The following is a 22,736-nucleotide window of genomic DNA, read 5'->3' as shown; positions in this document are numbered from 1 at the left end:
ATGAAACAATATGACCTGTTAAAGCAAATGTCCGTCAAAGAGCGAAGGATTCAATTATTTTTTTCACAAGGTTTATTATTCCTGATAGCGATAATCCTGAGTTTTTTCCTTTTCGATTCCTTTTTCGATTGGATGCACCTTTTCAAATGGGATACAAAGGAAATTTTTATCTTTGGTTTTTTATCTGCTGTTATGATTGTTTTGATTGAAATTGCTATCGTGTATACAATGCCCAAAAAGTGGTGGGATGATGGCGGAATCAATGAGCTTATATTTAAAAATCAGCCGATTGGTTTTATTTTTATATTCACGCTGACGGTGGCCATTTGCGAGGAACTTCTATTTAGAGGTGTTGTCCAGACAACTTTTGGGTATGTATTTGCAAGTATTCTTTTTGCTGCCGTCCACATACGATATATGAAGAAGCCTGTTCTATTTTCCGCTGTATTAGCCTTAAGTTTTTATATCGGCTGGGTTTATGAACATACAGCTAATTTAATTGTACCTATTGTCATGCATTTTTTTATTGACTTTCTACTTGGTTTAGTTATACGGTTAAACAAATGAGGTGATGGCATTGAGCTCCAAACAAAATGATCAGGCAGAAGCATTAAGACAAGCTATTCAAGATGTAACAGAACATAAACCGGAAGAAACCGGACAAGCAGGCCCAGATGAAGAAGAACAATTGGAACAGGCGTCTGTTGAAATAGATATATTGAATCTTCCTCCAAGAAATGAAGTACATAAAGGCAACCGTAAAATGCGCTGGAAACTGAATCTTCCATTACTGCGTTTTATTTTCATGGTTGTTGTTCTTCTGGCACTTGCCGGAGTTTTTCTTTGGTTTACTTGATTTTTATGTAAGCATCATATCATTCAATCATCATATAAAATGTTATAATAAATGTACAAGCATAGGAAAAAAATATATATAACGAAATTTCATTTCCATAGAAACAGGAGTTGATGGTTTTTTGGATAACAAGAATAGAAGGTGAAGTGTAAAGTGCCGGAGCGGAGCTATGCACCATCACCAATTCCAAAAAGGCCGGATATTTCACCAAAAAGCAAGCATTGCAAGATATATATGCTTATTCTTAGGTGCGAAAGTTGAGGAATAAATAAACGCTATGCTCATTTATAACCCATTTTCAAAACGATACAAGCAGGTTATGTTCATCATTTGAAAATAGTGCATATATTAATATAAATACTTGTTGCAAAAGTGAAGAAGATAAGGGGGATGCAGTATGCGGATCGAACGAATTTCAACAGACCAGTTTAAAATTTTTCTCACGTTCGATGATCTAATAGAAAGAGGATTTACCCGTGAGGACTTGTGGCATGATGCATCTAATGTTCGTACGCTGTTTAGTGATATGATGTACGAAGCAAGCAGTGAACTGGGAATGGAGTTTGAAGGAATGTTACTTGTACAGGTGCATCTCATGCAAGCTCAGGGAATGCATATTTTTGTTACCCATCAATACGACGATGCCGATATTGAAATAGATGATGAATATATTGAAATGAAAGTGACACTTGATGAAAGTAAAGAGCTTATATTTTCATTTGATGACTTTGAAGATGTAATTGCTGTGGCCGGTTATTTACCGAATATGCACATCAAAGAATCGAATGTGTATTTTATGGAGAACCGTTATTTTATGATGCTGGATCCTTATGTGCAAACAGCGCGGCATAAGGAAAATATTATAGGACTGATGTCAGAATTTGCTCATCCAAGTATCTTAACTTCCCATCGTTTACAGGAATATGGCAAGATTATTTTTAAAAGCGACGCAATAGCTAAAATCAATCACTATTTTGCTTCCTAAAAGGATGGACAAATGGGGAAGCAGAAAGCGCATTGTTTGATTAAAAACTTCTCATCCAGCCGGTCGCCTCTTTCATTGCATATTTTGTATGAAAGTGTATACTAAACCATGAGTGAGTAAAACATTGATATAATGGTAGGGGGTAAATATTAATGGCAGGCGATAAAGCAGGAGATGCTTCCCAAGCTAAAAAACAAGAAAATACGGATGTGTTAAATTCAACGTTATCTATTGTGGAAACCGCATTAAATAAACTTGGTTACCCTGAAGAAGTTTTTGATTTATTAAAAGAACCTTTGCGTATGCTTACTGTTCGTATTCCAGTCCGCATGGACGATGGAAAGGTGAAAGTCTTTACCGGTTACAGAGCCCAGCATAATGATGCAATCGGCCCGACAAAAGGCGGCATTCGTTTCCATCCGGATGTTACAGAAACAGAAGTGAAAGCACTTTCGATATGGATGAGTTTAAAAGCTGGAATTGTAGATTTGCCTTATGGCGGAGCAAAAGGCGGTATCATTTGTGACCCGAGGGAAATGTCTTTTAGAGAACTGGAAGCTTTAAGCCGCGGATATGTTCGGGCGGTAAGTCAGATTGTCGGTCCGACAAAAGATATCCCGGCTCCAGATGTATTTACAAATTCACAAATCATGGCATGGATGATGGATGAATATAGTAAAATCGATAAATTGAATAATCCTGGTTTTATTACCGGAAAACCAATTGTTCTCGGCGGGTCTCACGGCAGAGAATCGGCAACAGCTAAAGGGGTAACGATTGCTTTAAATGAAGCAGCGAAAAAGAAAGGCATCGATATCAAGGGAGCCCGCGTCGTTATTCAGGGATTTGGGAACGCAGGAAGCTTTCTATCTAAATTTCTGCATGATGCAGGAGCAAAAGTTGTCGCAATTTCAGATGCTTATGGAGCATTACATGACCCGAACGGTTTAGATATTGATTATCTGCTGGATCGCCGCGACAGTTTTGGAACCGTAACTAAACTATTTGATAAAACGATTACAAACAAAGAATTATTTGAGCTGGACTGTGATATTATTGTTCCGGCAGCGGTACAAAACCAAATTACAAGAGATAATGCACATAATATCAAAGCCTCGATTATTGTTGAAGCAGCCAATGGTCCGACGACAATGGAAGCAACGAAGATTCTTACTGACAGGGATATCCTCATTGTTCCGGATGTTCTGGCATCAGCCGGGGGAGTTACGGTATCCTACTTTGAATGGGTACAGAATAACCAGGGCTTTTACTGGACAGAGGAAGAAATCGACAGACGATTACATGAAATCATGATTAATTCTTTTAACAATATATATCATATGGCAAAAACAAGAAAAATCGATATGCGGCTGGCAGCTTATATGATAGGTGTAAGGAAAATGGCTGAAGCTTCCCGTTTTAGAGGCTGGGTTTAATTCATAAGGAAATAAATAAAAAACTCTTCCATGATAAGAGTTTTTTATTTGTGTAGAAGAAAAGCTTTTGTATTGCGATGCAGTCTGCTTCGTTGTACGATAGTAAATGAAAAATTTTCACGTGATAATATAGAATAAATCAGCGATTGATTCTCTGATTGATAGCGGATGAATCGTTTTTCTAAGTGATGGATGAAGGAAGGATAAGAAATGCTAGACGAAAAAATTATTATTATTGGAGCTGGACCATGCGGAATGGCATGTGCATTAGAGCTTCAGCAAAAAGGCGAAAACCCTTTATTAATTGAAAAAGGAAATGTTGTTCAGACAATCAGTAACTTCCCGACTCACCAAACGTTTTTTAGTTCAAGTGACCGTTTAGAAATTGGCGGGGTCCCATTTATCTCTGAAAATAAAAAGCCGGTGCGTAATCAGGCAATGGTCTATTATCGGGAGGTTGCCGAAAGAAATGAACTGCGTGTAAATGCGTTTGAAACATTAGTGTCTATTGAAAAGGATGAAGAACATTTTTTCTTGAAAACCGTTAAAAATAATGGAAATAAGAATGAATATCGTGCGGAAAAAGTAATTATGGCTACAGGATATTATAACCAGCCTAACTACTTAGATGTCCCTGGAGAATCATTGCCTAAAGTAACCCATTATTTTAAAGAGGCACATGAATTTTTTAATCAAAAGGTTGCCGTTATCGGCGGCAAGAACTCTTCTGTAGATGCGACGCTGGAACTGCATAAAGCCGGGGCAGATGTTACCGTCATTTACCGTGGAGATATCTATTCGGAAAGTATTAAGCCATGGATTTTGCCAGAGTTTGAATCACTTGTCCGAAATGGGAAAGTGGATATGGCTTTCGGCGCAACTGTAACAGAAATAACCGATACGCATTTAACTTATGAAAAAGACGGGCAGGAAGTAACGATTGAGAATGACTTTGTCTTTGCCATGACTGGCTATCGTCCGGATTATAGCTTGTTAAAGCAAGCCGGGGTGGAGATTAATCTGGAAAATGGCAAGCCTGTACATGATGAGAAGACGATGGAAACAAATGTGAAAAATTTATATATTGCCGGCGTAGTAGCTGCAGGATACGATAATAACAAAGTATTTATTGAAAATGGGCGTTTTCATGGAGAGCAAATTGCTGCATCTATCTGCTCCAGATAATGAAATGCTTTGGAACAGATAAAGCGGGAGGTCTGTTCCTCTCGCTGCAACATGCAGCCTGAACTTTATTTCAGTAAAAATTATTGTGATACACTAATAGATAATGCAGATAACTAACCAATAAAGAAGGTAATAACATGAAAAAAGTGTTGATGATTGCAACAGGAGGCACCATTGCAAGTGATAAAAATGAGGAGAGCGGTAAGCTGGCTTCCGGGGTATTAACTGGAGAAGATATTATTGAAAAATGTGATGTTCCTTCCAATATTCAGGTGAAAGTGGATTCTTTCTTTCAAAAAGCTAGTATGCATTTAAACTTTTCTGATTTAATAAAAATCAAAGAAAAGTTAGACGAGTACTTAAATGAGGAAGCTTTCGACGGGATTGTAGTCACACAGGGAACAGATACATTGGAAGAAGCTTCTTATTTTATGCATCTTATTTCAGACTACCGTATTCCAATTGTATACACCGGATCACAGCGTTCACCTAAAGAGGTGGGGACAGATTCCTTTATAAATATTAAAAATGCAATTTTGGCAGCCTGCAGTGAAGATTTAAAGGATGTCGGTGTGACGGTTGTATTCAATGAGCGTATTTTCCATTCCCGCTATGTCCGAAAAGAGCATGCTTCGAATATCCAAGGTTTTAATGCTTTTGGCTACGGCTATTTAGGAATTATTGATAACAACACGGTTCGAGTATTCCAAAAGCCGACGTACCGGGAGCATTTAGAGTTAAAAAAAGAGCTCCCGACGGTAGATATTATTAAAGTATATATGGAAGCTGACGGAAAATATATCCAAGCAGCAATAGACAATGAAGTAGATGGACTGGTTCTGGAAGGTGTCGGCAGAGGACAAGTATCACAGGCCATGATGCCTGCGATTAAAGAATGTATTCGAAAAGGTATAAAAGTAGTAATTACAACCTCTGCTGTGGAAGGAGAAGTCTATCCTACTTATGATTATGAAGGCAGTACCTATGATCTTATGGAGAATGGAGTACTTTTGGGAAGAGATTATGATAGTAAAAAAGCAAGAATTAAACTTCTTGTGGGAATGGCAAGTAACGCGGAACTGGAACATTTATTTGATATATAATTGTTTACCGACTAAAGAAGAGGAGTAAGAATCAATGATAGCTGCTCTATCTGCTGGTATAGCCCCTGCTGTAGCTTTTATGACGTTTATTTATTTGCGTGACCGTATCACAGAACCGCTTTGGCTAATAGCACGTATGTTTATCGCCGGTGCATTGATTGTGCTGCCGATTATGTTTATTCAGTATGGTATTCATGCGGAGCTGGACAATATTCCGATTGTCGCAGAAGCTTTTCTATTTAGTGCATTTCTGGAAGAGTTTTTCAAATGGTTTATGTTTATGTTCTTAATTTATCAGCATGATGAATTTGATAACCATTACGATGGAATTGTGTATGCCAGTGCAATCAGTTTAGGATTTGCTTCCTTGGAAAATGTATTTTATTTATTATCAAATGGAGTTGAATTTGCGTGGATGCGTGCACTGTATCCTGTTTCTTCACACGCTCTGTTTGGAATTATTATGGGATATTATTTAGGGAAAGCAAAAATGAAACCGAAAAACAAACACAGATACTTGACGATTGCCTTTGTACTTCCATTTCTGCTGCATGGAATATATAACTACATATTACTCGGATTAAATCAATTTATTATCATCCTCTCGATATTTTTAGCTGGTGTATGGGTTTTTGCGATTTATCGTTTAAAGCATGCCAGAATGTATGATATCCGTTTTCTCCCTGACAAAATGTATAAAAGTAATAGATAAAAAGCTGACGAAAAAGTTGTTCGTCAGCTTTTTTATTGAAGAATAGGAAAGTATATAAAAAATGCTGAATATAGCCGCTCCAACGGGTTTCATGGGGTGAGTAATCTTAGGCCCCAGAAATACACTCCGCTTTCCGTAGCGGACATCTCTTTAGCAAGAACACCGATGTTTTAAAGACCAAGCGGTATTCTTGGTTTTTTAAAAAAAGACGATTAAAACCGGTATGAAACTGGACAGAAAATTTATTCACTAGGAAGCAATTAATTTGATTTTCATTGTTTATGAATAAAAAGAGGAATTGCACAAAAAATAGACGTAGATAAAACGAAACTTCATTCAGCTTAAGATTATCTGCTGGATGTTAGTTGAGTGATTCAGGGAGTTAGCGCCTGTTATCTCCCGCCTCAATAAATATATTTTCACTCTCTATTGCGAGGCAGGAGTTTTACGGGCGGTTCTCCGTGATAAAATTTCTCTTTTGCCAATCTTTTGCCGGTTATTCCTTTAAATATTAGAAGCAGCTGGTATGAAAAGAAAGGTTTATAGGAAGAAAATGGAGGCATCAATATGAAAAGACATCGCAAGCCTATGATTTTTAGCTTCACCCTTTTTATATTTCTATCTGCATTTATTTTTGCGAAACCAGAACAGACAAATGCATTTAGTGATCAAGTGATTCAACAAGGAGCAGTTGGAGATGACGTTATTGAATTACAAGCCAGATTAAAACATATCGGTTTTTATAATGGCGAAATTGACGGTGTTTTTGGCTGGGGAACTTACTGGGCTTTAAGAAATTTTCAATATGAATTTGGAATGGAAATCGATGGGCTGGCCGGGCAGGCGGCAAAGGATAAGCTGACGCAGGCGACAGAATTCGATAAAGAAAAGGTGAAGCAAGAAATGTATGGGACTGGCTCTGCTCCATCCGGAGGGAATAACGGAGGAGAAGAAAGTACCCCTACCAGCTCGGTAAATGTCCCGCAAGGATATTCTAATAATGATATCCAGCTAATGGCAAACGCAGTATATGGAGAAGCAAGGGGAGAGCCTTATGAAGGCCAAGTAGCAGTTGCAGCAGTTATCCTCAATCGGGTAAACAGTGAGCTGTTTCCTGATACAGTATCCGGGGTTATCTTTGAACCGAGAGCATTTACAGCAGTGGCGGACGGACAAATATGGCTGGAGCCGAATGATCAGGCCAGAGAAGCAGTGCTGGATGCGATTAATGGATGGGACCCCTCTGGTAATGCACTCTACTATTTCAATCCGGATACCGCAACTTCAGGATGGATTTGGACCAGACCACAGATTAAGACAATTGGAAAACATATATTCTGCAGTTAGAAAGGTGTGAAATGAAATGTATCGTTGGATTACCATTACATTGTTAACCGTAGCCCTTATTTCTGTTTCCATTTGGGGCTACCAGACAAATAAACAAAAAAATGATTTATATGTTCAAGCAGAAAATGAATATCAAAGATCCTTCCATGAACTAACCTACAATATGGATGTGTTAAACGACCAGATTGGGACCTCTCTGGCAATGAATTCACCTGATAAATTATCACCGCAGTTTGTCGATATTTGGCGCATCAGTTCCAATGCACATGCCAATACGGGGCATCTGCCGATGGGATTGCTGCCGATTCATAAAACAGAGCAATTTCTCTCAGAGTTAGGAGATTTCACTTATCAGACTGCTGTTCGTGACTTGGATGACGACCCATTAACAGAAGAAGAAACAGCGCAGCTGGAAGAATTCTATCAACAATCTGGAGAAATACGGGATGAACTCAGGGAAGCACAGCATCACTCCTTAACTGATGGTTCGAAATGGATAGATGCAGAACAAGCATTATTAAATACAAATGACGAAAAAGATAATGATATGGTCAATAGCTTCCAAGCGGTAGAAGACTCCTTTGATACTTCTACGGAGGAAACGCCTGAAAACAGTACAACCAGTACAGAAACGGAAGAACATTCTTATAAAAATATAACAGGTGACGATCTTTCAGAAGAAGAAGCCATGAAGGAAGCCGAAAAGATTTTTGGCAAAGAAGATGGAACCGATTGGACAGTTACAAAATCTGGTGACGGGGCATTAACGCCAATGTATAGTGTTTCCTATGATGAAAACGGGGAAAGAGGCTACGCAGATTTGACTGTGCAGGGCGGCCATCCGCTTAACTTATTAGTTTCCAGAGAAATAGGCGGCAAGCAATTAAGCTTGAATGAAGGGTTTGAAATAGCAACGGATTACCTTTCAGAGCTGGGATTTGATGAAATGGAGCTTTTCCAGAGCAGTGAATATGATCAGGTCGGTATATACTCTTTTGTCTATGAAGATGATGGAGTTCGAGTTTTTTCGGATGCTGTCGAAGTGAAGGTAGCTTTAGATAATGGAGATATTACCGGGCTGACGGCAAATAATTACTTTAAAAATCATACAGAACGGGATATACCAGAACCGGCTATTTCAGAAGAAGAAGCCCGTGATGCAGTAAATCAGGGAGTGAAAATTCAAGAAAATCATCTAGCGATTATTGATGATAACCAGGGCGAAGAAATTCTCACCTATGAATTTTTAGGAACCAGAGATGACGCGACATATCGCATATTTATTAATGCAGAGACAGGGGAAGAAGAAAAAATTGAGAAAATGACAGATGCTGAAATTAATTACAATTCTGTAATATAAGTAAAAACATTCTTAATAACAACTGCCTTCGAGAATTTATTTTATACATTTTCGAAGGCAATTTTCTTTGTTATTCTTACAAATAAGAAGTCGTATGGAGCGTCTGATTTTAGAATCCTGGAAGCAGAGAATAGAAATGTTCACGAAAAATTGCAGGTGTTCTCGACTGTTTAATAAATTGGGAATATGTTATGATAGAGTAGTGTAGAACTCGCTTGGCAATTGTCAGGCTTTTTAATGGCAGGAGTGAAGAGAATGGAGCTTATTTCAATTGCAATTGACGGGCCGGCAGCAGCTGGAAAGAGTACGGTTGCTAAGCAGATTGCAAAAAAGCTGGGTATTATTTATGTGGATACTGGAGCGATGTATAGGGCGCTTACTTATCAGACCCTGCAAGAGAATATTGATCTGGAAGATGAAAAAGCGGTCATGAAAATTTTAAATAAGATTGATATCAGGCTTGCACAGGATAAAGAAGGACAGCGTGTATTTATCAATGAGAAGGATGTCACGGAGGCAGTACGCTATCCGGATGTTACAGCGTCCGTTTCGGTTATTGCGAAGCATCCATTGGTCCGAAAAAAAATGGTGGCTGCTCAGCAAGAGCTTGCACAGGATAATAGTGTTGTCATGGACGGGCGCGATATAGGATCGCATGTTTTGCCGGATGCGGATGTGAAAATATTTCTTATCGCTTCTGTAACAGAACGAGCCAAGCGCCGCTTCGAGGAAAACAGGCAAAAAGGCATCCCCGCTGATTTACATACACTGGAAAAAGAAATAGAAAAGCGGGATGAACTCGACTCTACCCGCGAGGCATCCCCGCTGGTCAAAGCGGAAGATGCGATTGAATTGGATACTACTTCCTTATCCATTGATGATGTGACAAATAAAATTCTCGAGATATGCCAGCCATTTATTGAAAAACTTGGCATTCGCTAACGTGTATCTTTTCTGGAATACCTTGGATTCTGAAGTGTAAGCTTATTAACGAATACCTTCGTTGTTAATTGTATGTGAATGGGGAAATAACCTTCCCTTATTACATGCAAAAGTTTAAAAACAGGAGGCGGGTCTCCATGTTGTATCATTTGGGTAAATTTTTAATAAGTATTCTTTTTTATCCGTTATTCCGAGTTAAAGTGACTGGCAGACAGCATATACCGAAAAAAGGACCAGTCATTATTTGTTCCAATCATACTTCTAACCTTGACCCGCCTGTGGTAGGGATGACAGCATCTAGAACAATCCATTTTATGGCAAAGGAAGAGCTTTTCAGCGGAAAAATCTTAGGTGGTATCTTAAAAAGGGTCCACGCTTTTCCGGTCAAACGGGGTCTGGCTGACCGGAATGCTTTAAGAGGCGGCCTGAAAATTTTAGAAGAGGGAGGAACGCTCGGCTTGTTTCCAGAGGGGACAAGAAGTAAGGATGGCAAACCGGGAAACGCTTTGCCTGGAGTCGGCTTTTTTGCACTCCGGTCACAAGCGGAAGTCGTTCCCTGTGTCATTATGAGTGATTATAAATTATTTCGTCGGACGAAGGTTGTTTATGGAAAACCAATGGATGCAGAAGCTTTTCGAAAAAATAAATCTTCTGCAAAAGAAATGTCAGAGGGAATTATGGAAGAAATCAGAAATTTATACGAAATTCATAAAAATTAATTGACTTTACTTGACAAATAAAACTAATTATTAGAAGTTATAGGTAGAACATATGAATAATCTTTTTCTATTCGAATGTGTGAATAGGCGAACTGTAACTAGGAGGCTAAGGATATGAGTGAAGAAAATAAAGACCTTCATGCATTAGAAGTTGGTGCTACAGTGACGGGAACAGTTGTAAAATTAGAAGAAAAACAAGTTCTTGTTGATATCGGATATAAAACAGAAGGTATTTTACCGATAAGCGAACTTTCCACGCTCCATGTAGAGTCTACAACTGATGTGTTAGCTGAAGGGGAAGAAGTCACTTTAAAAGTAAAAAAAATCGATGATGATGAAGTTGTGTTATCAAAAAAAGCTGTAGATGCAGAACAATCCTGGGAAGAACTTGAAAGAAAATTTGAACAGGGTGAGACTTTTGAGACAACAGTGAAGGAAGTTGTTAAAGGCGGACTTGTTGTGGATGTAGGAGTACGCGGCTTTATTCCTGCCTCTTTAGTTGAAACCTATTACGTGGAAGATTTCAGTGATTATTTAGATCGTACGTTAAAAGTGAAAATCACGGATATGGACCGGACCCAAAACCGGGTTATCTTATCCCATCGTGCGATTGTAGAGGAAGAAGAAAAAGACAGAAAAGAAAAAGTTCTGCAATCATTAAACCCTGGTGATGTAATCGAGGGAGTCGTACAACGTATTACCAATTTTGGTGTATTTGTTGATTTAGGAGGAGTTGATGGACTTGTCCATATCTCCCAATTAGCGCATGAGCATGTTGAAAAAGCTTCAGATGTTGTTTCTGAAGGAGATAAAATCAAGGTAGAAGTTATTTCTGTCGATTTAGACAGTGAACGTATCTCTTTATCTCATAAAAATACGCTCCCTGGACCTTGGGCAGAAGTAAGTGAAAAAATTAAACCTGGTTCCACTGCAGAAGGTGTTGTCAAGAGACTGGTCAGCTTCGGAGCATTTGTTGAACTATTGCCTGGCGTTGAAGGCCTTGTGCATATTTCTCAAATTGCCAACCGTCATATCGGAACACCACAGGAAGTCCTTGAAATTGGACAGCCTGTTACAGTGAAGGTATTAGATGTGAATGAAGAAGAACAGCGCATCTCTTTAAGCATCAAAGAATTAGAGCAGGAACAAGAAGAAAAAGAATACAAGCAATATGAAAAATCCGATGATCAGCCCGGCTTTCAGCTTGGTGATGTGATTGGAAATAAATTGGATAAATACAAAAAATAATAACAATGATTATTAGAAAACGAAGATTGTCTCGAGGTATTTAGGGGGACAATCTTCGTTTTTTTATGCAGTAAAAGACGTTTATGCTTTCTTGCTGCCGAAAAGCTGTGCCTACCGGTGAGCAGTTTTTTTTCATGCAATAAGACCTAAGACCGGGTGAATTTATAAATAATCCTTTTAAAAAATAGCCATACTAACACATAAGAAAAAGAGGTGGTTTGTATGGAAATTGAATATTACGCACAAGCAATTTTATTTGGAGTGGTTGCAGGGACACTGGCCAGATTAATCACATTACGTAGTGATTATAGACAGTATCCTACCTATCTGCATGGCCGGATTATTCACTTATCATTAGGATTTATAGCTGCGTCACTTGGTGCATTGGCTATACCTGCTTTATTGGAAATGGAATTTACAGCCGTAACCTTCTTAACGGTAGCTGCAACTCAATTTAGAGATGTCCGGAATATGGAGCGAAATACGTTAACAGAACTGGATCAATTCGAACTGGTCTCCAGAGGCAGCACGTACATTGAAGGAATTGCTATTTCTTTTGAAGGAAGAAATTATCTTGTTATGTTTGCAGCCTTTTTAACAACGTTTGCTTATATAAATTGGGGGTGGTTTCCTTCCACCGTTGTTGGTGTATTGACCATCGTTGCAGCGCTTAGCTTTATGAGCGGGTCTTCGTTAAGAGACATTGTCGAAATCGAAGAATCAGATATCTCCTTTGACGGGGCTGGCTTGTATGTTGATAATATTTATATTATGAATATCGGGATAGAAGAAAGACAGGAAGAGATTTTAAAATATGGAATGGGGTTTATCCTCACACCAAAAAATATAAATGTTATCACTACGATCAGCAACCTGGGTCAGCGGCAGGCCATATTACATGATGTTTCTGCTACTTTAGGAATTTATAAAGATTCGGGAACCCCTGCTTTAGCCCCTTTGATAAAACGTGATCTTGATGACGGTAGGCTGGGTGTTTTTATTTTACCGCTTGTCCGGGATGCAGAGCTGGCTAAAAAAGTAATCGGCTCCGTTCCAGTATTAGAAAATGCGATTAAGATGCCTTCGGAAGCTACATTTTTAAAAGGGGGTAAAAAGTAAATGATTGTGGAAAAAGCGATTTTAGCTGTCATCACCACAAAAGAAGAGCAAGTTGGAGGAGGGGCTCCTATCTTTATCTGTACCTCGAATGAAGAGCTTCAGTTATTTTCAACCAATCTGGAAGCGATTATGGACGGCATTGCACATCGTTTGAGTGATGAGGTCTATATTATTGTAAAACACTAAAAGTAAGAGGCTGCTTCAAATAAAATCATTTTGAACAAGCGCTAATATATTTCGTTGTGGAACTTTCCTACTTTTGCTAGAATAAAGACTGAGATGCAGTGAGATTGTGTATTACTGGATCGTATAACCTGCTGATATTTTAGAAGGAATTTTGAAAAAAGAGAGGATGTTCCTTACGTGAGGAAATCTGTAGTAGCAATTGTTGGTAGACCAAATGTTGGTAAATCAACGATATTTAATCGATTAGTTGGAGAAAGAATTTCTATCGTGGAAGATACACCGGGTGTAACCCGCGATCGTATTTATTCGGAAGCAGAATGGTTAAATCAAACATTTAACATAATAGATACTGGCGGTATTGAAATGGTCGATGAGCCATTATTAAATCAAATGAGACAGCAGGCTGAAATTGCTATTGATGAAGCAGATGTTATTATTTTTATGCTTAACGGCAGAGAAGGTATTACTGCGGCCGATGAAGAGGTTGCAAAGCTTTTATTCAAATCTAATAAGCCGGTTGTGTTAGCCGTGAATAAGATGGACAACCCGGAAATGCGCGAAATGGTGTATGAGTTTTATGCCTTGGGATTTGGACAGCCGTTTCCTATTTCCGGAACACATGGCCTCGGGCTGGGAGACATGCTGGATGAAGTAGTGGCTCATTTTCCGGAAAATGAGGAAACAGAAAAAGAGGATGATACGATTTACTTCAGTTTAATCGGCCGTCCAAATGTAGGAAAGTCCTCCCTGGTAAATGCTTTATTAAATGAAAATCGCGTGATTGTAAGTGAAATAGAAGGCACAACCAGAGATGCTATCGATACGAAATTACGTAAAGATGATCAAGATTTTGTGATTATTGATACAGCTGGAATGCGTAAACGCGGTAAAGTTTATGAAAGCACAGAGAAATACAGCGTTTTAAGGGCGCTGCGGGCGATTGAACGCTCTGATGTGGTCTTGGTATTAATTGACGCAGAAACAGGCATCAGAGAGCAGGATAAGAAGATTGCGGGTTATGCACACGAGGCAGGCCGGGCAATTGTTATCGTTGTAAATAAGTGGGATACGGTGGACAGTGACGAAAAAGCAATGAAGGATTTTGAAACAAAAATCCGGGCGCATTTTCAGTATTTAGATTATGCACCAATTGTATTTTTGTCTGCAAAAACAAAAAAACGGCTTCATACGCTGATTCCAATGGTTCAATTAGCAAGCGAAAATCATTCGAAGCGTGTTCAGACAAATGTTCTCAATGACGTGATTATGGATGCCATTGCAATGAATCCGACGCCAACACTGAAAGGAAGAAGGCTGAAAGTGTTATATGCGACACAGGTAGCTGTGAAACCGCCTAGCTTTGTCGTGTTTGTGAATGATCCGGAACTCATGCATTTTTCTTATGAACGATTTTTAGAGAATAAAATTAGAGATGCTTTTGATTTTGCAGGAACTCCGATAAAAATATTTGCACGACGGAGACAGTAAAGGGGAGAGATACGATGCGTAAGGTTGCAGTACTTGGAGCAGGAAGCTGGGGAACAGCACTTGCAATAGTTTTAGCTGATAACGGGCATGAGGTGCGTTTGTGGGCACATCGACAGGAACATGTAGACGAAATCAACCAAACTCACCGGAATAATAAATACCTGGACGTTGATATTCCCGACGCCATAACTGCATTTCATGACATGAAGGAAGCTGTAAAAGATGCAGATGCAGTTGTTATCGTTGTTCCGACAAAAGCAATTCGTGAGGTTTGTCAGCAGTTAAAAGATGACATTCATTCAAGCACACAGATTATTCATGCGACAAAAGGGATTGAGCCCGGTTCGTTGAAACGTGTATCTGAAATGATTTCGGAGGAAATTCCTGATTTCCCTTATGAGAACATTGTGGTATTATCCGGACCGAGTCATGCGGAAGAGGTAGCATTGCGTCATCCGACGACAGTATCTGTATCAGCAGTCAATCTGGACAGGGCACGTCAAGCGCAAGATTTATTCAACAGTGAAAATTTACGTGTTTATACAAGCGATGATATTTTGGGAATCGAAGTTGGAGGAGCACTCAAAAATATTATTGCCTTAGGAGCCGGTATTTCAGATGGTCTCGGCTATGGAGATAATGCAAAAGCAGCTTTGATCACACGCGGTTTAGCCGAAATTGCCCGCCTCGGCACATCCCTGGGAGCGAATCCATTAAGCTTCCTTGGCCTGTCTGGTGTAGGAGATTTGATTGTTACCTGTACAAGTGTCCACAGCAGAAACTGGAGAGCTGGAAACCTGTTAGGTAAGGGCATGAATCTCGATCAGGTGTTAGAAGAAATGGGCATGGTGGTAGAAGGCGTCCGGACGGTGCAGGCAGCACACCAATTTGCAAAAGAGCAGGGTGTTGAAATGCCGATTACCCAAGGAATCTACCAAGTGCTTTTTGAGGATAAAAAACCAAAGGACGTTGTAGACGAATTAATGAGCCGGAATAAGCGTCAGGAAATGGATGATATAAGCAATCTTTTAAAAGAACGTTATTCGGATAAGTAACACATAACTTTCCTTCTTGCATATACTGTGACGAATGAACTGCAAGGAGGAAATCATGTGAATAATTTTCAAAAAGGTATGTTTGATAAGATACAAAAGAACACAAACATTCGTCCTGAGGAAGTCTATAAAGTAGCTGATTCGGTAAAGCATGCAAATTTTTCGGATGAAAAAACCGTTCGAAATCTTGTGAAGCAGCTTTCGCAGATGGCAGGTAAACCCCTTTCAAAAGAAAAAGAAGACAAAATTGTACAATCCATTGTCAAAAATAAAATGCCTGGAGATGTCAATTCGTTAAATAATTTATTTAAGAAATAGGTTTTTATCACAGTATAACTGGCTGTGAAATTCCCATGTCACGAAAATGAGAGAAATCGAAAATTCTATGCGGGAATCGGGGCAGCCAGTAAAGGCCTGATACATCGGGTCTGCAGGATGTACGCTACAAAGGCGCCCAAGATAACACGTTTCGATGGGGCGAGTAACCGCGGCCCCAGCCTTTGTTCTTTATTCAGCGGGGATGTAAAAATCTCCGCTGAATAAAGTTTCACTTTATAGGCAGTTGAGTATACAGATTTTCAAAATACTGCATAAGATAAATCGCACCAGCATTCAAGGAATAGAGTTGCTGAGGATATTATTTAGTCAACCTGTGGTGAAGATACCCCCTTTGCCACAGGTTTTTACATGAAGAAAAGACATTTTCAACTGAATGCCGAAGAAAGCGTTTAAAATGTTCAATGTTTCGTCAGTTATCTTAGAGTACATCGCCCAGAAGTTATGTTATAATAGCATCTGGTAAAATGTATTTTGATTGAAATAGGGGTGAACGCTTTGTCAGTATCCATGTTAATGATGTATATATCCTTTGTCGGGATGTTTTTATTAATCTTAGCTACAGGCTTGATTGTTTGGAGCAGAACAAAGCTGCGAGGCTGGTTTGGCAGTATTATTACATTTTTAGCTTATATAAGTCTCGTCAGCGGTGCTTTGATTATTTTATATGTTACATTTAGTGGACCAACAAGATAGGAAAAGGAGTTTCATGATGAAATATACATATTTATTGACGATACCCTTTATGTTCTTGCTCTTAAGCGGCTGCATGTATCCTCAAAGCGAGCGGTCGGAAAACCAGATTCCGAATGAAGAACAGTTAGCTGTTGTCCAGCAGGCAGTTGAAACCTACAGAGAAGAGGAAGATGGTTTAGTGCCGATTCAGACAAAAGACAGTGATACACATATCTTCGAAAAGTATTTGATTGATTTTAAACAGATGCTGGAGAAAGGTTATTTGTCTGAACTGCCTGGAAACTCTTTTGAAGAGGGCGGTGTCTATCAGTATACGATTATCGACCCGGAAGACGATTTGCAAGTCCGCCTTATTGATTTACAAACTACGGAGCAATTACGAAGCATCAATGTACGGTTAGACGTTTACAGACAAGAGCACACATATCCAGCCTACGGGCAGCAAATCACAGACCAGATATATACGGTGGATTATGAAAAGCTCGGATTAAGTGAACCGCCGACTGCGAAAAGTCCTTATTCGCAGGCCGATTTGCCGATTGTGATGGATTTAGACGGCAAATTATATATTGATTATTCTTATGACTTGAATCAGGCGCTGGAAGAGGATGATCACGGCTATGAAGAAGGCGATGATATCCGTTATCTTTTAGTGGATAATTATCCATTTGTTCCCGCATACTCCCTTCCTTACACCGTAGAAGATGGACAAGCCGTATTTATGGAAGAAGACTAAATAGAAAAGCCATGCAGTTTCAATAATTGAACTGTATGGCTTTTTTTGAAGAATAAGAATGTTTATAAAAATAGCCGCTCCGGAAAAACACTACGCTTTCCATGGGCCCCGAGCTCATCTCCTTTAAAGAAGACTTGCTGATTGGCAAGCCGTCAGGCGCAGACAGAAGCATAGTCGCACTTATGCCCCGCGGGTAGAAAAAAAGAAGTTCACTTTTTTTCTGCGGGGTCTTCACACTGGGACTGGGACTGCGATTACTCGCCCCACCGAAGACCATTGCGCTTTCCTATAGGAGTCTCCATGTTTTTCCACCGCTAGAATCAGCTTCATTTTTTTGAAAGAAAGCAAATAAAACATATTTCTTCAAAGATGGGAGCGGAGGGAAGTCGACTCCTGCGGGAAAAGCAACAGGTAGACCTGAGCAGGAAGCGGTTTTCTTCCGAGGAGGCTGAACGTTGCCCGCGGAAAGCGACTTCCTGGGACTGCGATTACTCGCCCCATCGAAAACCGTCGCAGCGGACATCGCTTCGGCGAGGACACCGGTGATTTAAAGACCAACCAATATTCTTGGTTTTCTTTGTCGTCCTCAAATAAAACAGAATAAATAGATTCATGCTGCATATACATGAGATATAAAGTTTGTTTATAAATACCTGTGTTTTATTTGTAGCTTGCTTAGAGGACCTTTTAAAGTCAAATATGACGTCTGATGGACGTGTGATAAAAATGTGTAAAACTTAGTCATAATCTAATAGGACAACGTCATAGACTGTTAGTGTCCAACTATTACGGGTGATGTATATCAAAGTACGGAGATCGGGAGGGGATCTTTTGGAAAAAACAGATATTTTTAAGGATATATCGAAACGTACAAATGGCGACATATATCTTGGAATCGTCGGAGCAGTCCGTACGGGAAAGTCCACCTTTATTAAGAAATTCATGGAGTTGGTTGTACTTCCTAATATTGAAAGTGAAAGTGAAAGAGCAAGAGCACATGATGAATTACCGCAGAGTGCGGCAGGAAAAACCATTATGACAACAGAACCAAAGTTTGTTCCGAATCAGGCTGTTCAAGTAAACGTGGAAGATGGATTAGATGTAAATGTCCGTCTTGTTGATTGTGTTGGATACGCTGTAGAAGGGGCGAAAGGGTTTGAGGATGAAAATGGCCCGCGTATGATTCATACGCCGTGGTACGAGGACCCTATCCCGTTTCATGATGCAGCAGAAATAGGAACCCGTAAAGTAATTCAGGAGCATTCTACTATTGGCGTTGTCGTGACAACAGACGGTACTATCGGTGAAATAGATAGAGAAGACTATATTGAAGCTGAGACAAGAGTGATTGAAGAGTTAAAAGAGGTTGGCAAGCCATTTATTATGGTAATCAATTCTACAGAACCGCACAGTCAAAAAACAACTTTGCTTCGGGAAGAGCTGACGGAGCAGCATGATATTCCGGTATTAGCGATGAGTGTAGAAACAATGACAGAGCATGATGTCTACAGTGTACTGCGTGAAGCATTATTCGAATTTCCGGTCCTTGAGGTAAATGTAAACCTGCCTAGCTGGGTAATGGTTTTAAAAGAAGATCACTGGCTTCGTCAAAATTATCAGGAAGCCATTCAAGATACCGTAAAGGATATAAAACGTTTGCGTGATGTCGACCATATCGTTGGTCATTTCAGAGATTATGAACATATTGAAGGTGCCAATTTAGCAGGGATGGAGATGGGCGAGGGTATTGCCGAAATCGACTTGCATGCCCCTGATCAGTTATATGACCATGTTCTGAAGGAGATTGTCGGGGAAGAAATTCGCGGTAAAGACCATTTATTAGAGCTAATGCAGGATTTTGCCTATGCGAAAAGAGAGTATGACCAAGTTTCCGGTGCTCTGCAAATGGTAAAACAAACCGGTTATGGCATTGCTGCCCCCAGTTTAGAGGATATGCAGCTGGATGAACCGGAAATCATCCGTCAGGGCTCCAGGTTCGGTGTCCGCCTGAAAGCTGTGGCCCCGTCTATTCATATGATTCGGGTCGAAGTAGAATCTGAATTTTCTCCTATTATCGGAACCGAAAAACAAAGTGAAGAGCTGGTCCGTTATCTGATGCAGGATTTTGAAGAAGATCCGCTGTCTATCTGGGAATCAGATATTTTTGGCAGGTCACTCAGTTCGATTGTGAGAGAAGGTATTCAAGCTAAAATCTCGTTAATGCCGGAGAATGCAAGATATAAATTAAAAGATACCCTAGAGAGAATTATTAACGAAGGGTCAGGCGGTTTAATCGCTATTATATTATAAAAAAATACTTCTCGATAAGCAGCTAAATTGATAGCTGTTTATTTTTTTTATAATTTTTTTGTCAGAACGCCTAAAAAATCTGCAAAACACCGTATAGATTTATGGAAAGGTGACAATGCTTGTTGCATAAGAGTTTAGCCTGTTTCTCTTAAGAAAAAGGAATTTTTATGTAAAATCTCAATAAATTCTAGAGAAATCGATAGTTTTTGTTGAATTTTATTCCAAACTCGTTTATTATAAGCCTTGTCATCACATATTAGGGTGACTTTGATGAAACAGACCATGGGATAGGCAGACTAACTAGCCTATTTGTCTAAAGAACATCCTGGGAGGAGGTGAATGTCATGAATAAAACAGATTTAGTAAATGCTGTGGCTGAAAAAAGTGATCTTTCAAAAAAGGATGCAACAAAAGCTGTGGATGCAGTATTTGATGCAGTCATGGATTCACTGAAGAATGGTGAAAAAGTACAACTAATCGGTTTTGGTAACTTTGAAGTTCGTGAACGTTCTGCACGTAAAGGACGTAATCCACAAACAGGAGAAGAAATCGAAATTCCTGCAAGCAAAGTTCCTGCTTTCAAACCAGGTAAAGCTCTTAAGGATAGTGTAAAATAATATTTTACATATCCGGACAGGAGTGTACAAAAGGGAGGGATACGTTGATAAACGTGTCCCTTTCCTTATTTCTGCATGAGAAAGCATACAGGAGCTGAACAAGCCTATTAAAGCAAAGATATTATTTAAATAGATTTATTTTACATAAAGAATTCCATTTAAGGAGGAGTAATGTATGAATGATCAAAGCGCAAAAGCAGATTATTTCGTTATTAAAGCATTAGAAGACGGTGTTCATGTTATTGGCCTGACGCGTGGAAGCAATACAAAATTCCATCATTCTGAAAAACTGGACCAAGGCGAAATTATGATTGCTCAATTCACAGAACATACTTCTGCTATTAAAGTTCGCGGTAAAGCACTTATTCAAACAAGTCATGGCGAAATAGAAAATTAATATAAAAACATCCCCTTATTAGTATTTTACGAAGTGATCCATAGCCTCGCTCAAAAATAACTCCGCCTGAAGAGAAGATAGGAAACAACTGGAAGGTTATTTGTTTTCCAGTCCATGTGAGATAAAGACTCGTTCATTTCTGTGAGCAGCGGCGACGTTTCGATGCCGGAAAATATTCTGGATATTGTTTCTCTGACAGAAGCAGTTAATATAGGGGTATTTATTTTTTTGCACGATAGGGCAGTATAAGAAAAGCTGCGGATTCACTAAAAAACAAGCGAATGTGAGATTTTCTAAGACCAAGCCTAAAACAGAATAAGTTCTTTCGTTTTTATAACATTTAAAATGTGCTATAATAGCTAGAGCAAAGAAAGGCTGAAAGGGTCCAGGTGATAGTGTTGACTACATTTATTACAACTGATAGAGGTTATAGAAAAATACTGGAAAATAAATTATATGATTCATACATTCATAAGCATATACGTTATCCAGTGATCGATGAAGAAAAGTGGAATTTATTGCTATTTCTTGTTGAACAACATAAATCATTAACTCCTTTGCAGCGTGAAAAGTATATTATTTCAACCATGCTTGTTCAAATCGCCCTGGATACACATGATTTTGTTCCGATCAAACAACATGCTGATACAGAAAGCGAAATGATTGAGAAGCAGCTCCAGGTTCTCTCAGGAGATTACTATAGCGGACTGTATTATTTATTGCTGGCAGAAGCGGGAGAAATTCAGTTTATCCAGATACTCGCGAATGCGATTCGTGAAATAAATGAACTAAAAGTTACTTTATACTATGAAGAACAATTACCGCTTGAAACCTGGTTAAATATCAAAATGAAATTGAATGCATCCGTGCTGGTACATGTCGCAAAATATCTGCACAATCCTGAATTAGAATCGATTATTCAAAACTGGCTGATGTATCGCCGCTTGGATACAGAACAAGCAGACAACGGGTATACTTTACTGCGCAAAGAGTGGGAAGCACGTAATAATAAAGCAACTTCGATTCCGCTGATTGACGGGAAATTGATTCGGGATTATGAAAAAGCTGTTTACCGTGCTGTTTCGGAATTATCCAGCTCTAGTTTATTTATGGAGCAATTTATTTATTCCCAGGAAACGAAAGAAATAAGAACGTCAAGACTTTAAAAGGAAGTGTAATGAATTATGGGTTTTTCATCAAAAGAAGAACGTGTCCATCACGTCTTTGAGAAAATATATGAAAACTACGATTCCATGAACTCGGTGATTTCGTTTAAACAGCATACGTTATGGCGTAAAGATGTTATGAAACGAATGCACGTATCCCCGGGAGACAGTGCATTGGACGTATGTTGCGGTACAGGAGACTGGGCTATTTCCTTGGCGAAGGCTGTCGGAGCTGATGGAAAGGTTATAGGGCTTGATTTCAGCGAGAACATGCTGTCTATTGCCAGAGAAAAAGGAAAACAGGAGCAGCTGGATGAGATTGAATGGATGCATGGCAATGCGATGGAGCTTCCTTTTGATGACAATCAGTTTGATTACGTAACAATTGGCTTTGGCTTACGGAATGTTCCTGACTATATGGCGGTTTTAAAAGAAATGTACCGGGTAGTCAAACCGGGTGGGATGGTGGTTTGTCTGGAAACCTCTCAGCCTACACTGATTGGCTACAGGCAATTATATTATTTTTATTTCCGTTTTATTATGCCGCTTTTTGGAAAAGTATTTGCTAAAAGCTATCAAGAATATTCCTGGCTGCAGGAATCCGCAAAGGATTTTCCAGGTAAGGACAAATTGAAGCAAATGTTCTTTGATGCAGGCTTCAAGCATGTCGATGTCAAAATGTATGCCGGCGGCGGTGCTGCGATGCATATGGGGCATAAATCTTAAAATAAAGATTG

Annotated in this window: 24 protein-coding genes; all 24 read left to right on the top strand. The window is 39.3% G+C overall.

Annotation, left to right across the window (positions count from 1 at the left end):
• The 24 genes from MKY65_RS12525 to menG all read left to right on the top strand — a co-directional run bounded on the left by MKY65_RS12525 (nucleotide 1) and on the right by menG (nucleotide 22,725).
• A complete protein-coding gene (locus MKY65_RS12525; RefSeq protein ID WP_339177294.1) occupies nucleotides 1-567 on the top strand; it encodes a type II CAAX endopeptidase family protein in 567 nt (188 codons plus the stop codon).
• Between the two features lie 10 nt (nucleotides 568-577).
• Complete coding sequence (locus MKY65_RS12520) at nucleotides 578-856, top strand: hypothetical protein (protein ID WP_339177291.1); 279 nt, start codon at nucleotides 578-580, stop codon at nucleotides 854-856.
• A 397-nt stretch (nucleotides 857-1,253) separates the two neighbouring features.
• Complete coding sequence (locus MKY65_RS12515; RefSeq protein WP_332093701.1) at nucleotides 1,254-1,841, top strand: genetic competence negative regulator; 588 nt, start codon at nucleotides 1,254-1,256, stop codon at nucleotides 1,839-1,841.
• A 152-nt stretch (nucleotides 1,842-1,993) separates the two neighbouring features.
• The gene (locus tag MKY65_RS12510) at nucleotides 1,994-3,277 is read left to right on the top strand and encodes a Glu/Leu/Phe/Val dehydrogenase (RefSeq protein WP_339177287.1); all 1,284 of its coding nucleotides are present in this window, start codon (nucleotides 1,994-1,996) and stop codon (nucleotides 3,275-3,277) included.
• A gap of 210 nt (nucleotides 3,278-3,487) precedes the next feature.
• Complete coding sequence (locus MKY65_RS12505; protein ID WP_339177284.1) at nucleotides 3,488-4,462, top strand: YpdA family putative bacillithiol disulfide reductase; 975 nt, start codon at nucleotides 3,488-3,490, stop codon at nucleotides 4,460-4,462.
• A gap of 137 nt (nucleotides 4,463-4,599) precedes the next feature.
• Nucleotides 4,600-5,565, top strand: coding sequence for an asparaginase (locus MKY65_RS12500; RefSeq protein ID WP_339177282.1), 966 nt, complete (start codon nucleotides 4,600-4,602; stop codon nucleotides 5,563-5,565).
• 34 nt (nucleotides 5,566-5,599) lie between these two features.
• The gene (gene prsW, locus MKY65_RS12495) at nucleotides 5,600-6,277 is read left to right on the top strand and encodes a glutamic-type intramembrane protease PrsW (RefSeq protein WP_339177280.1); all 678 of its coding nucleotides are present in this window, start codon (nucleotides 5,600-5,602) and stop codon (nucleotides 6,275-6,277) included.
• A gap of 588 nt (nucleotides 6,278-6,865) precedes the next feature.
• Nucleotides 6,866-7,624: a spore cortex-lytic enzyme gene (gene sleB / locus MKY65_RS12490; protein ID WP_339185235.1), complete on the top strand. Its 759-nt coding sequence runs from the start codon at nucleotides 6,866-6,868 to the stop codon at nucleotides 7,622-7,624.
• A 16-nt stretch (nucleotides 7,625-7,640) separates the two neighbouring features.
• Nucleotides 7,641-8,984, top strand: coding sequence for a germination protein YpeB (gene ypeB / locus MKY65_RS12485; protein ID WP_339177277.1), 1,344 nt, complete (start codon nucleotides 7,641-7,643; stop codon nucleotides 8,982-8,984).
• A 255-nt stretch (nucleotides 8,985-9,239) separates the two neighbouring features.
• Nucleotides 9,240-9,926, top strand: a complete 687-nt coding sequence (gene cmk / locus MKY65_RS12480; protein WP_339177274.1) for a (d)CMP kinase — start codon at nucleotides 9,240-9,242, stop codon at nucleotides 9,924-9,926.
• 137 nt (nucleotides 9,927-10,063) lie between these two features.
• Entirely contained in the window at nucleotides 10,064-10,645 is a 582-nt protein-coding gene (locus MKY65_RS12475; protein ID WP_339177273.1) for a lysophospholipid acyltransferase family protein, read from the top strand.
• 114 nt (nucleotides 10,646-10,759) lie between these two features.
• Nucleotides 10,760-11,893: a 30S ribosomal protein S1 gene (gene rpsA / locus MKY65_RS12470; protein WP_339177271.1), complete on the top strand. Its 1,134-nt coding sequence runs from the start codon at nucleotides 10,760-10,762 to the stop codon at nucleotides 11,891-11,893.
• A gap of 222 nt (nucleotides 11,894-12,115) precedes the next feature.
• Nucleotides 12,116-13,012: a YIEGIA family protein gene (locus tag MKY65_RS12465; protein ID WP_339177268.1), complete on the top strand. Its 897-nt coding sequence runs from the start codon at nucleotides 12,116-12,118 to the stop codon at nucleotides 13,010-13,012.
• Nucleotides 13,013-13,198 (top strand): hypothetical protein, encoded by a 186-nt coding sequence (locus tag MKY65_RS12460; RefSeq protein ID WP_339177266.1) that lies wholly within the window; start codon nucleotides 13,013-13,015, stop codon nucleotides 13,196-13,198. It begins immediately after the preceding gene.
• Between the two features lie 177 nt (nucleotides 13,199-13,375).
• The gene (gene der, locus MKY65_RS12455; RefSeq protein ID WP_042534171.1) at nucleotides 13,376-14,686 is read left to right on the top strand and encodes a ribosome biogenesis GTPase Der; all 1,311 of its coding nucleotides are present in this window, start codon (nucleotides 13,376-13,378) and stop codon (nucleotides 14,684-14,686) included.
• Nucleotides 14,687-14,700: 14 nt separating this feature from the next.
• Nucleotides 14,701-15,741: an NAD(P)H-dependent glycerol-3-phosphate dehydrogenase gene (locus tag MKY65_RS12450; protein ID WP_339177264.1), complete on the top strand. Its 1,041-nt coding sequence runs from the start codon at nucleotides 14,701-14,703 to the stop codon at nucleotides 15,739-15,741.
• Between the two features lie 57 nt (nucleotides 15,742-15,798).
• Nucleotides 15,799-16,059, top strand: a complete 261-nt coding sequence (locus MKY65_RS12445) for a stage VI sporulation protein F (RefSeq protein ID WP_042534167.1) — start codon at nucleotides 15,799-15,801, stop codon at nucleotides 16,057-16,059.
• A 516-nt stretch (nucleotides 16,060-16,575) separates the two neighbouring features.
• The gene (locus MKY65_RS12440; protein WP_042534163.1) at nucleotides 16,576-16,773 is read left to right on the top strand and encodes a DUF2768 family protein; all 198 of its coding nucleotides are present in this window, start codon (nucleotides 16,576-16,578) and stop codon (nucleotides 16,771-16,773) included.
• A gap of 13 nt (nucleotides 16,774-16,786) precedes the next feature.
• Nucleotides 16,787-17,509, top strand: coding sequence for a hypothetical protein (locus tag MKY65_RS12435; RefSeq protein WP_339177260.1), 723 nt, complete (start codon nucleotides 16,787-16,789; stop codon nucleotides 17,507-17,509).
• A gap of 831 nt (nucleotides 17,510-18,340) precedes the next feature.
• Entirely contained in the window at nucleotides 18,341-19,819 is a 1,479-nt protein-coding gene (spoIVA, locus tag MKY65_RS12430) for a stage IV sporulation protein A (RefSeq protein WP_042534158.1), read from the top strand.
• A gap of 344 nt (nucleotides 19,820-20,163) precedes the next feature.
• The gene (locus tag MKY65_RS12425) at nucleotides 20,164-20,436 is read left to right on the top strand and encodes an HU family DNA-binding protein (RefSeq protein ID WP_040981409.1); all 273 of its coding nucleotides are present in this window, start codon (nucleotides 20,164-20,166) and stop codon (nucleotides 20,434-20,436) included.
• Nucleotides 20,437-20,611: 175 nt separating this feature from the next.
• Nucleotides 20,612-20,833, top strand: coding sequence for a trp RNA-binding attenuation protein MtrB (mtrB, locus tag MKY65_RS12420; protein ID WP_339177257.1), 222 nt, complete (start codon nucleotides 20,612-20,614; stop codon nucleotides 20,831-20,833).
• 398 nt (nucleotides 20,834-21,231) lie between these two features.
• On the top strand, nucleotides 21,232-21,999 hold the full coding sequence (locus MKY65_RS12415) for a heptaprenyl diphosphate synthase component 1 (RefSeq protein WP_339177255.1): 768 nt from the start codon (nucleotides 21,232-21,234) through the stop codon (nucleotides 21,997-21,999).
• Between the two features lie 18 nt (nucleotides 22,000-22,017).
• Nucleotides 22,018-22,725, top strand: coding sequence for a demethylmenaquinone methyltransferase (gene menG / locus MKY65_RS12410; RefSeq protein WP_339177253.1), 708 nt, complete (start codon nucleotides 22,018-22,020; stop codon nucleotides 22,723-22,725).
• The last annotated feature ends 11 nt before the right edge of the window (nucleotides 22,726-22,736 follow it).

Source organism: Oceanobacillus sp. FSL W7-1293 (assembly GCF_037969815.1).
Taxonomy (GTDB): domain Bacteria; phylum Bacillota; class Bacilli; order Bacillales; family Amphibacillaceae; genus Oceanobacillus; species Oceanobacillus oncorhynchi.
The sequence above is the reverse complement of the archived record's forward strand: the minus strand, read 5'-3'. Positions and strand labels throughout refer to the sequence as shown.

Coding starts and splice junctions, on each gene's coding strand:
- MKY65_RS12525 (WP_339177294.1), top strand. CDS start 1: ATGAAACAATATGACCTGTTAAAGCAAATGTCCGTCAAAGAGCGAAGG.
- MKY65_RS12515 (WP_332093701.1), top strand. CDS start 1,254: ATGCGGATCGAACGAATTTCAACAGACCAGTTTAAAATTTTTCTCACG.
- MKY65_RS12510 (WP_339177287.1), top strand. CDS start 1,994: ATGGCAGGCGATAAAGCAGGAGATGCTTCCCAAGCTAAAAAACAAGAA.
- MKY65_RS12505 (WP_339177284.1), top strand. CDS start 3,488: ATGCTAGACGAAAAAATTATTATTATTGGAGCTGGACCATGCGGAATG.
- MKY65_RS12500 (WP_339177282.1), top strand. CDS start 4,600: ATGAAAAAAGTGTTGATGATTGCAACAGGAGGCACCATTGCAAGTGAT.
- prsW (WP_339177280.1), top strand. CDS start 5,600: ATGATAGCTGCTCTATCTGCTGGTATAGCCCCTGCTGTAGCTTTTATG.
- sleB (WP_339185235.1), top strand. CDS start 6,866: ATGATTTTTAGCTTCACCCTTTTTATATTTCTATCTGCATTTATTTTT.
- ypeB (WP_339177277.1), top strand. CDS start 7,641: ATGTATCGTTGGATTACCATTACATTGTTAACCGTAGCCCTTATTTCT.
- cmk (WP_339177274.1), top strand. CDS start 9,240: ATGGAGCTTATTTCAATTGCAATTGACGGGCCGGCAGCAGCTGGAAAG.
- MKY65_RS12475 (WP_339177273.1), top strand. CDS start 10,064: ATGTTGTATCATTTGGGTAAATTTTTAATAAGTATTCTTTTTTATCCG.
- rpsA (WP_339177271.1), top strand. CDS start 10,760: ATGAGTGAAGAAAATAAAGACCTTCATGCATTAGAAGTTGGTGCTACA.
- MKY65_RS12465 (WP_339177268.1), top strand. CDS start 12,116: ATGGAAATTGAATATTACGCACAAGCAATTTTATTTGGAGTGGTTGCA.
- MKY65_RS12460 (WP_339177266.1), top strand. CDS start 13,013: ATGATTGTGGAAAAAGCGATTTTAGCTGTCATCACCACAAAAGAAGAG.
- MKY65_RS12450 (WP_339177264.1), top strand. CDS start 14,701: ATGCGTAAGGTTGCAGTACTTGGAGCAGGAAGCTGGGGAACAGCACTT.
- MKY65_RS12435 (WP_339177260.1), top strand. CDS start 16,787: ATGATGAAATATACATATTTATTGACGATACCCTTTATGTTCTTGCTC.
- MKY65_RS12425 (WP_040981409.1), top strand. CDS start 20,164: ATGAATAAAACAGATTTAGTAAATGCTGTGGCTGAAAAAAGTGATCTT.
- mtrB (WP_339177257.1), top strand. CDS start 20,612: ATGAATGATCAAAGCGCAAAAGCAGATTATTTCGTTATTAAAGCATTA.
- menG (WP_339177253.1), top strand. CDS start 22,018: ATGGGTTTTTCATCAAAAGAAGAACGTGTCCATCACGTCTTTGAGAAA.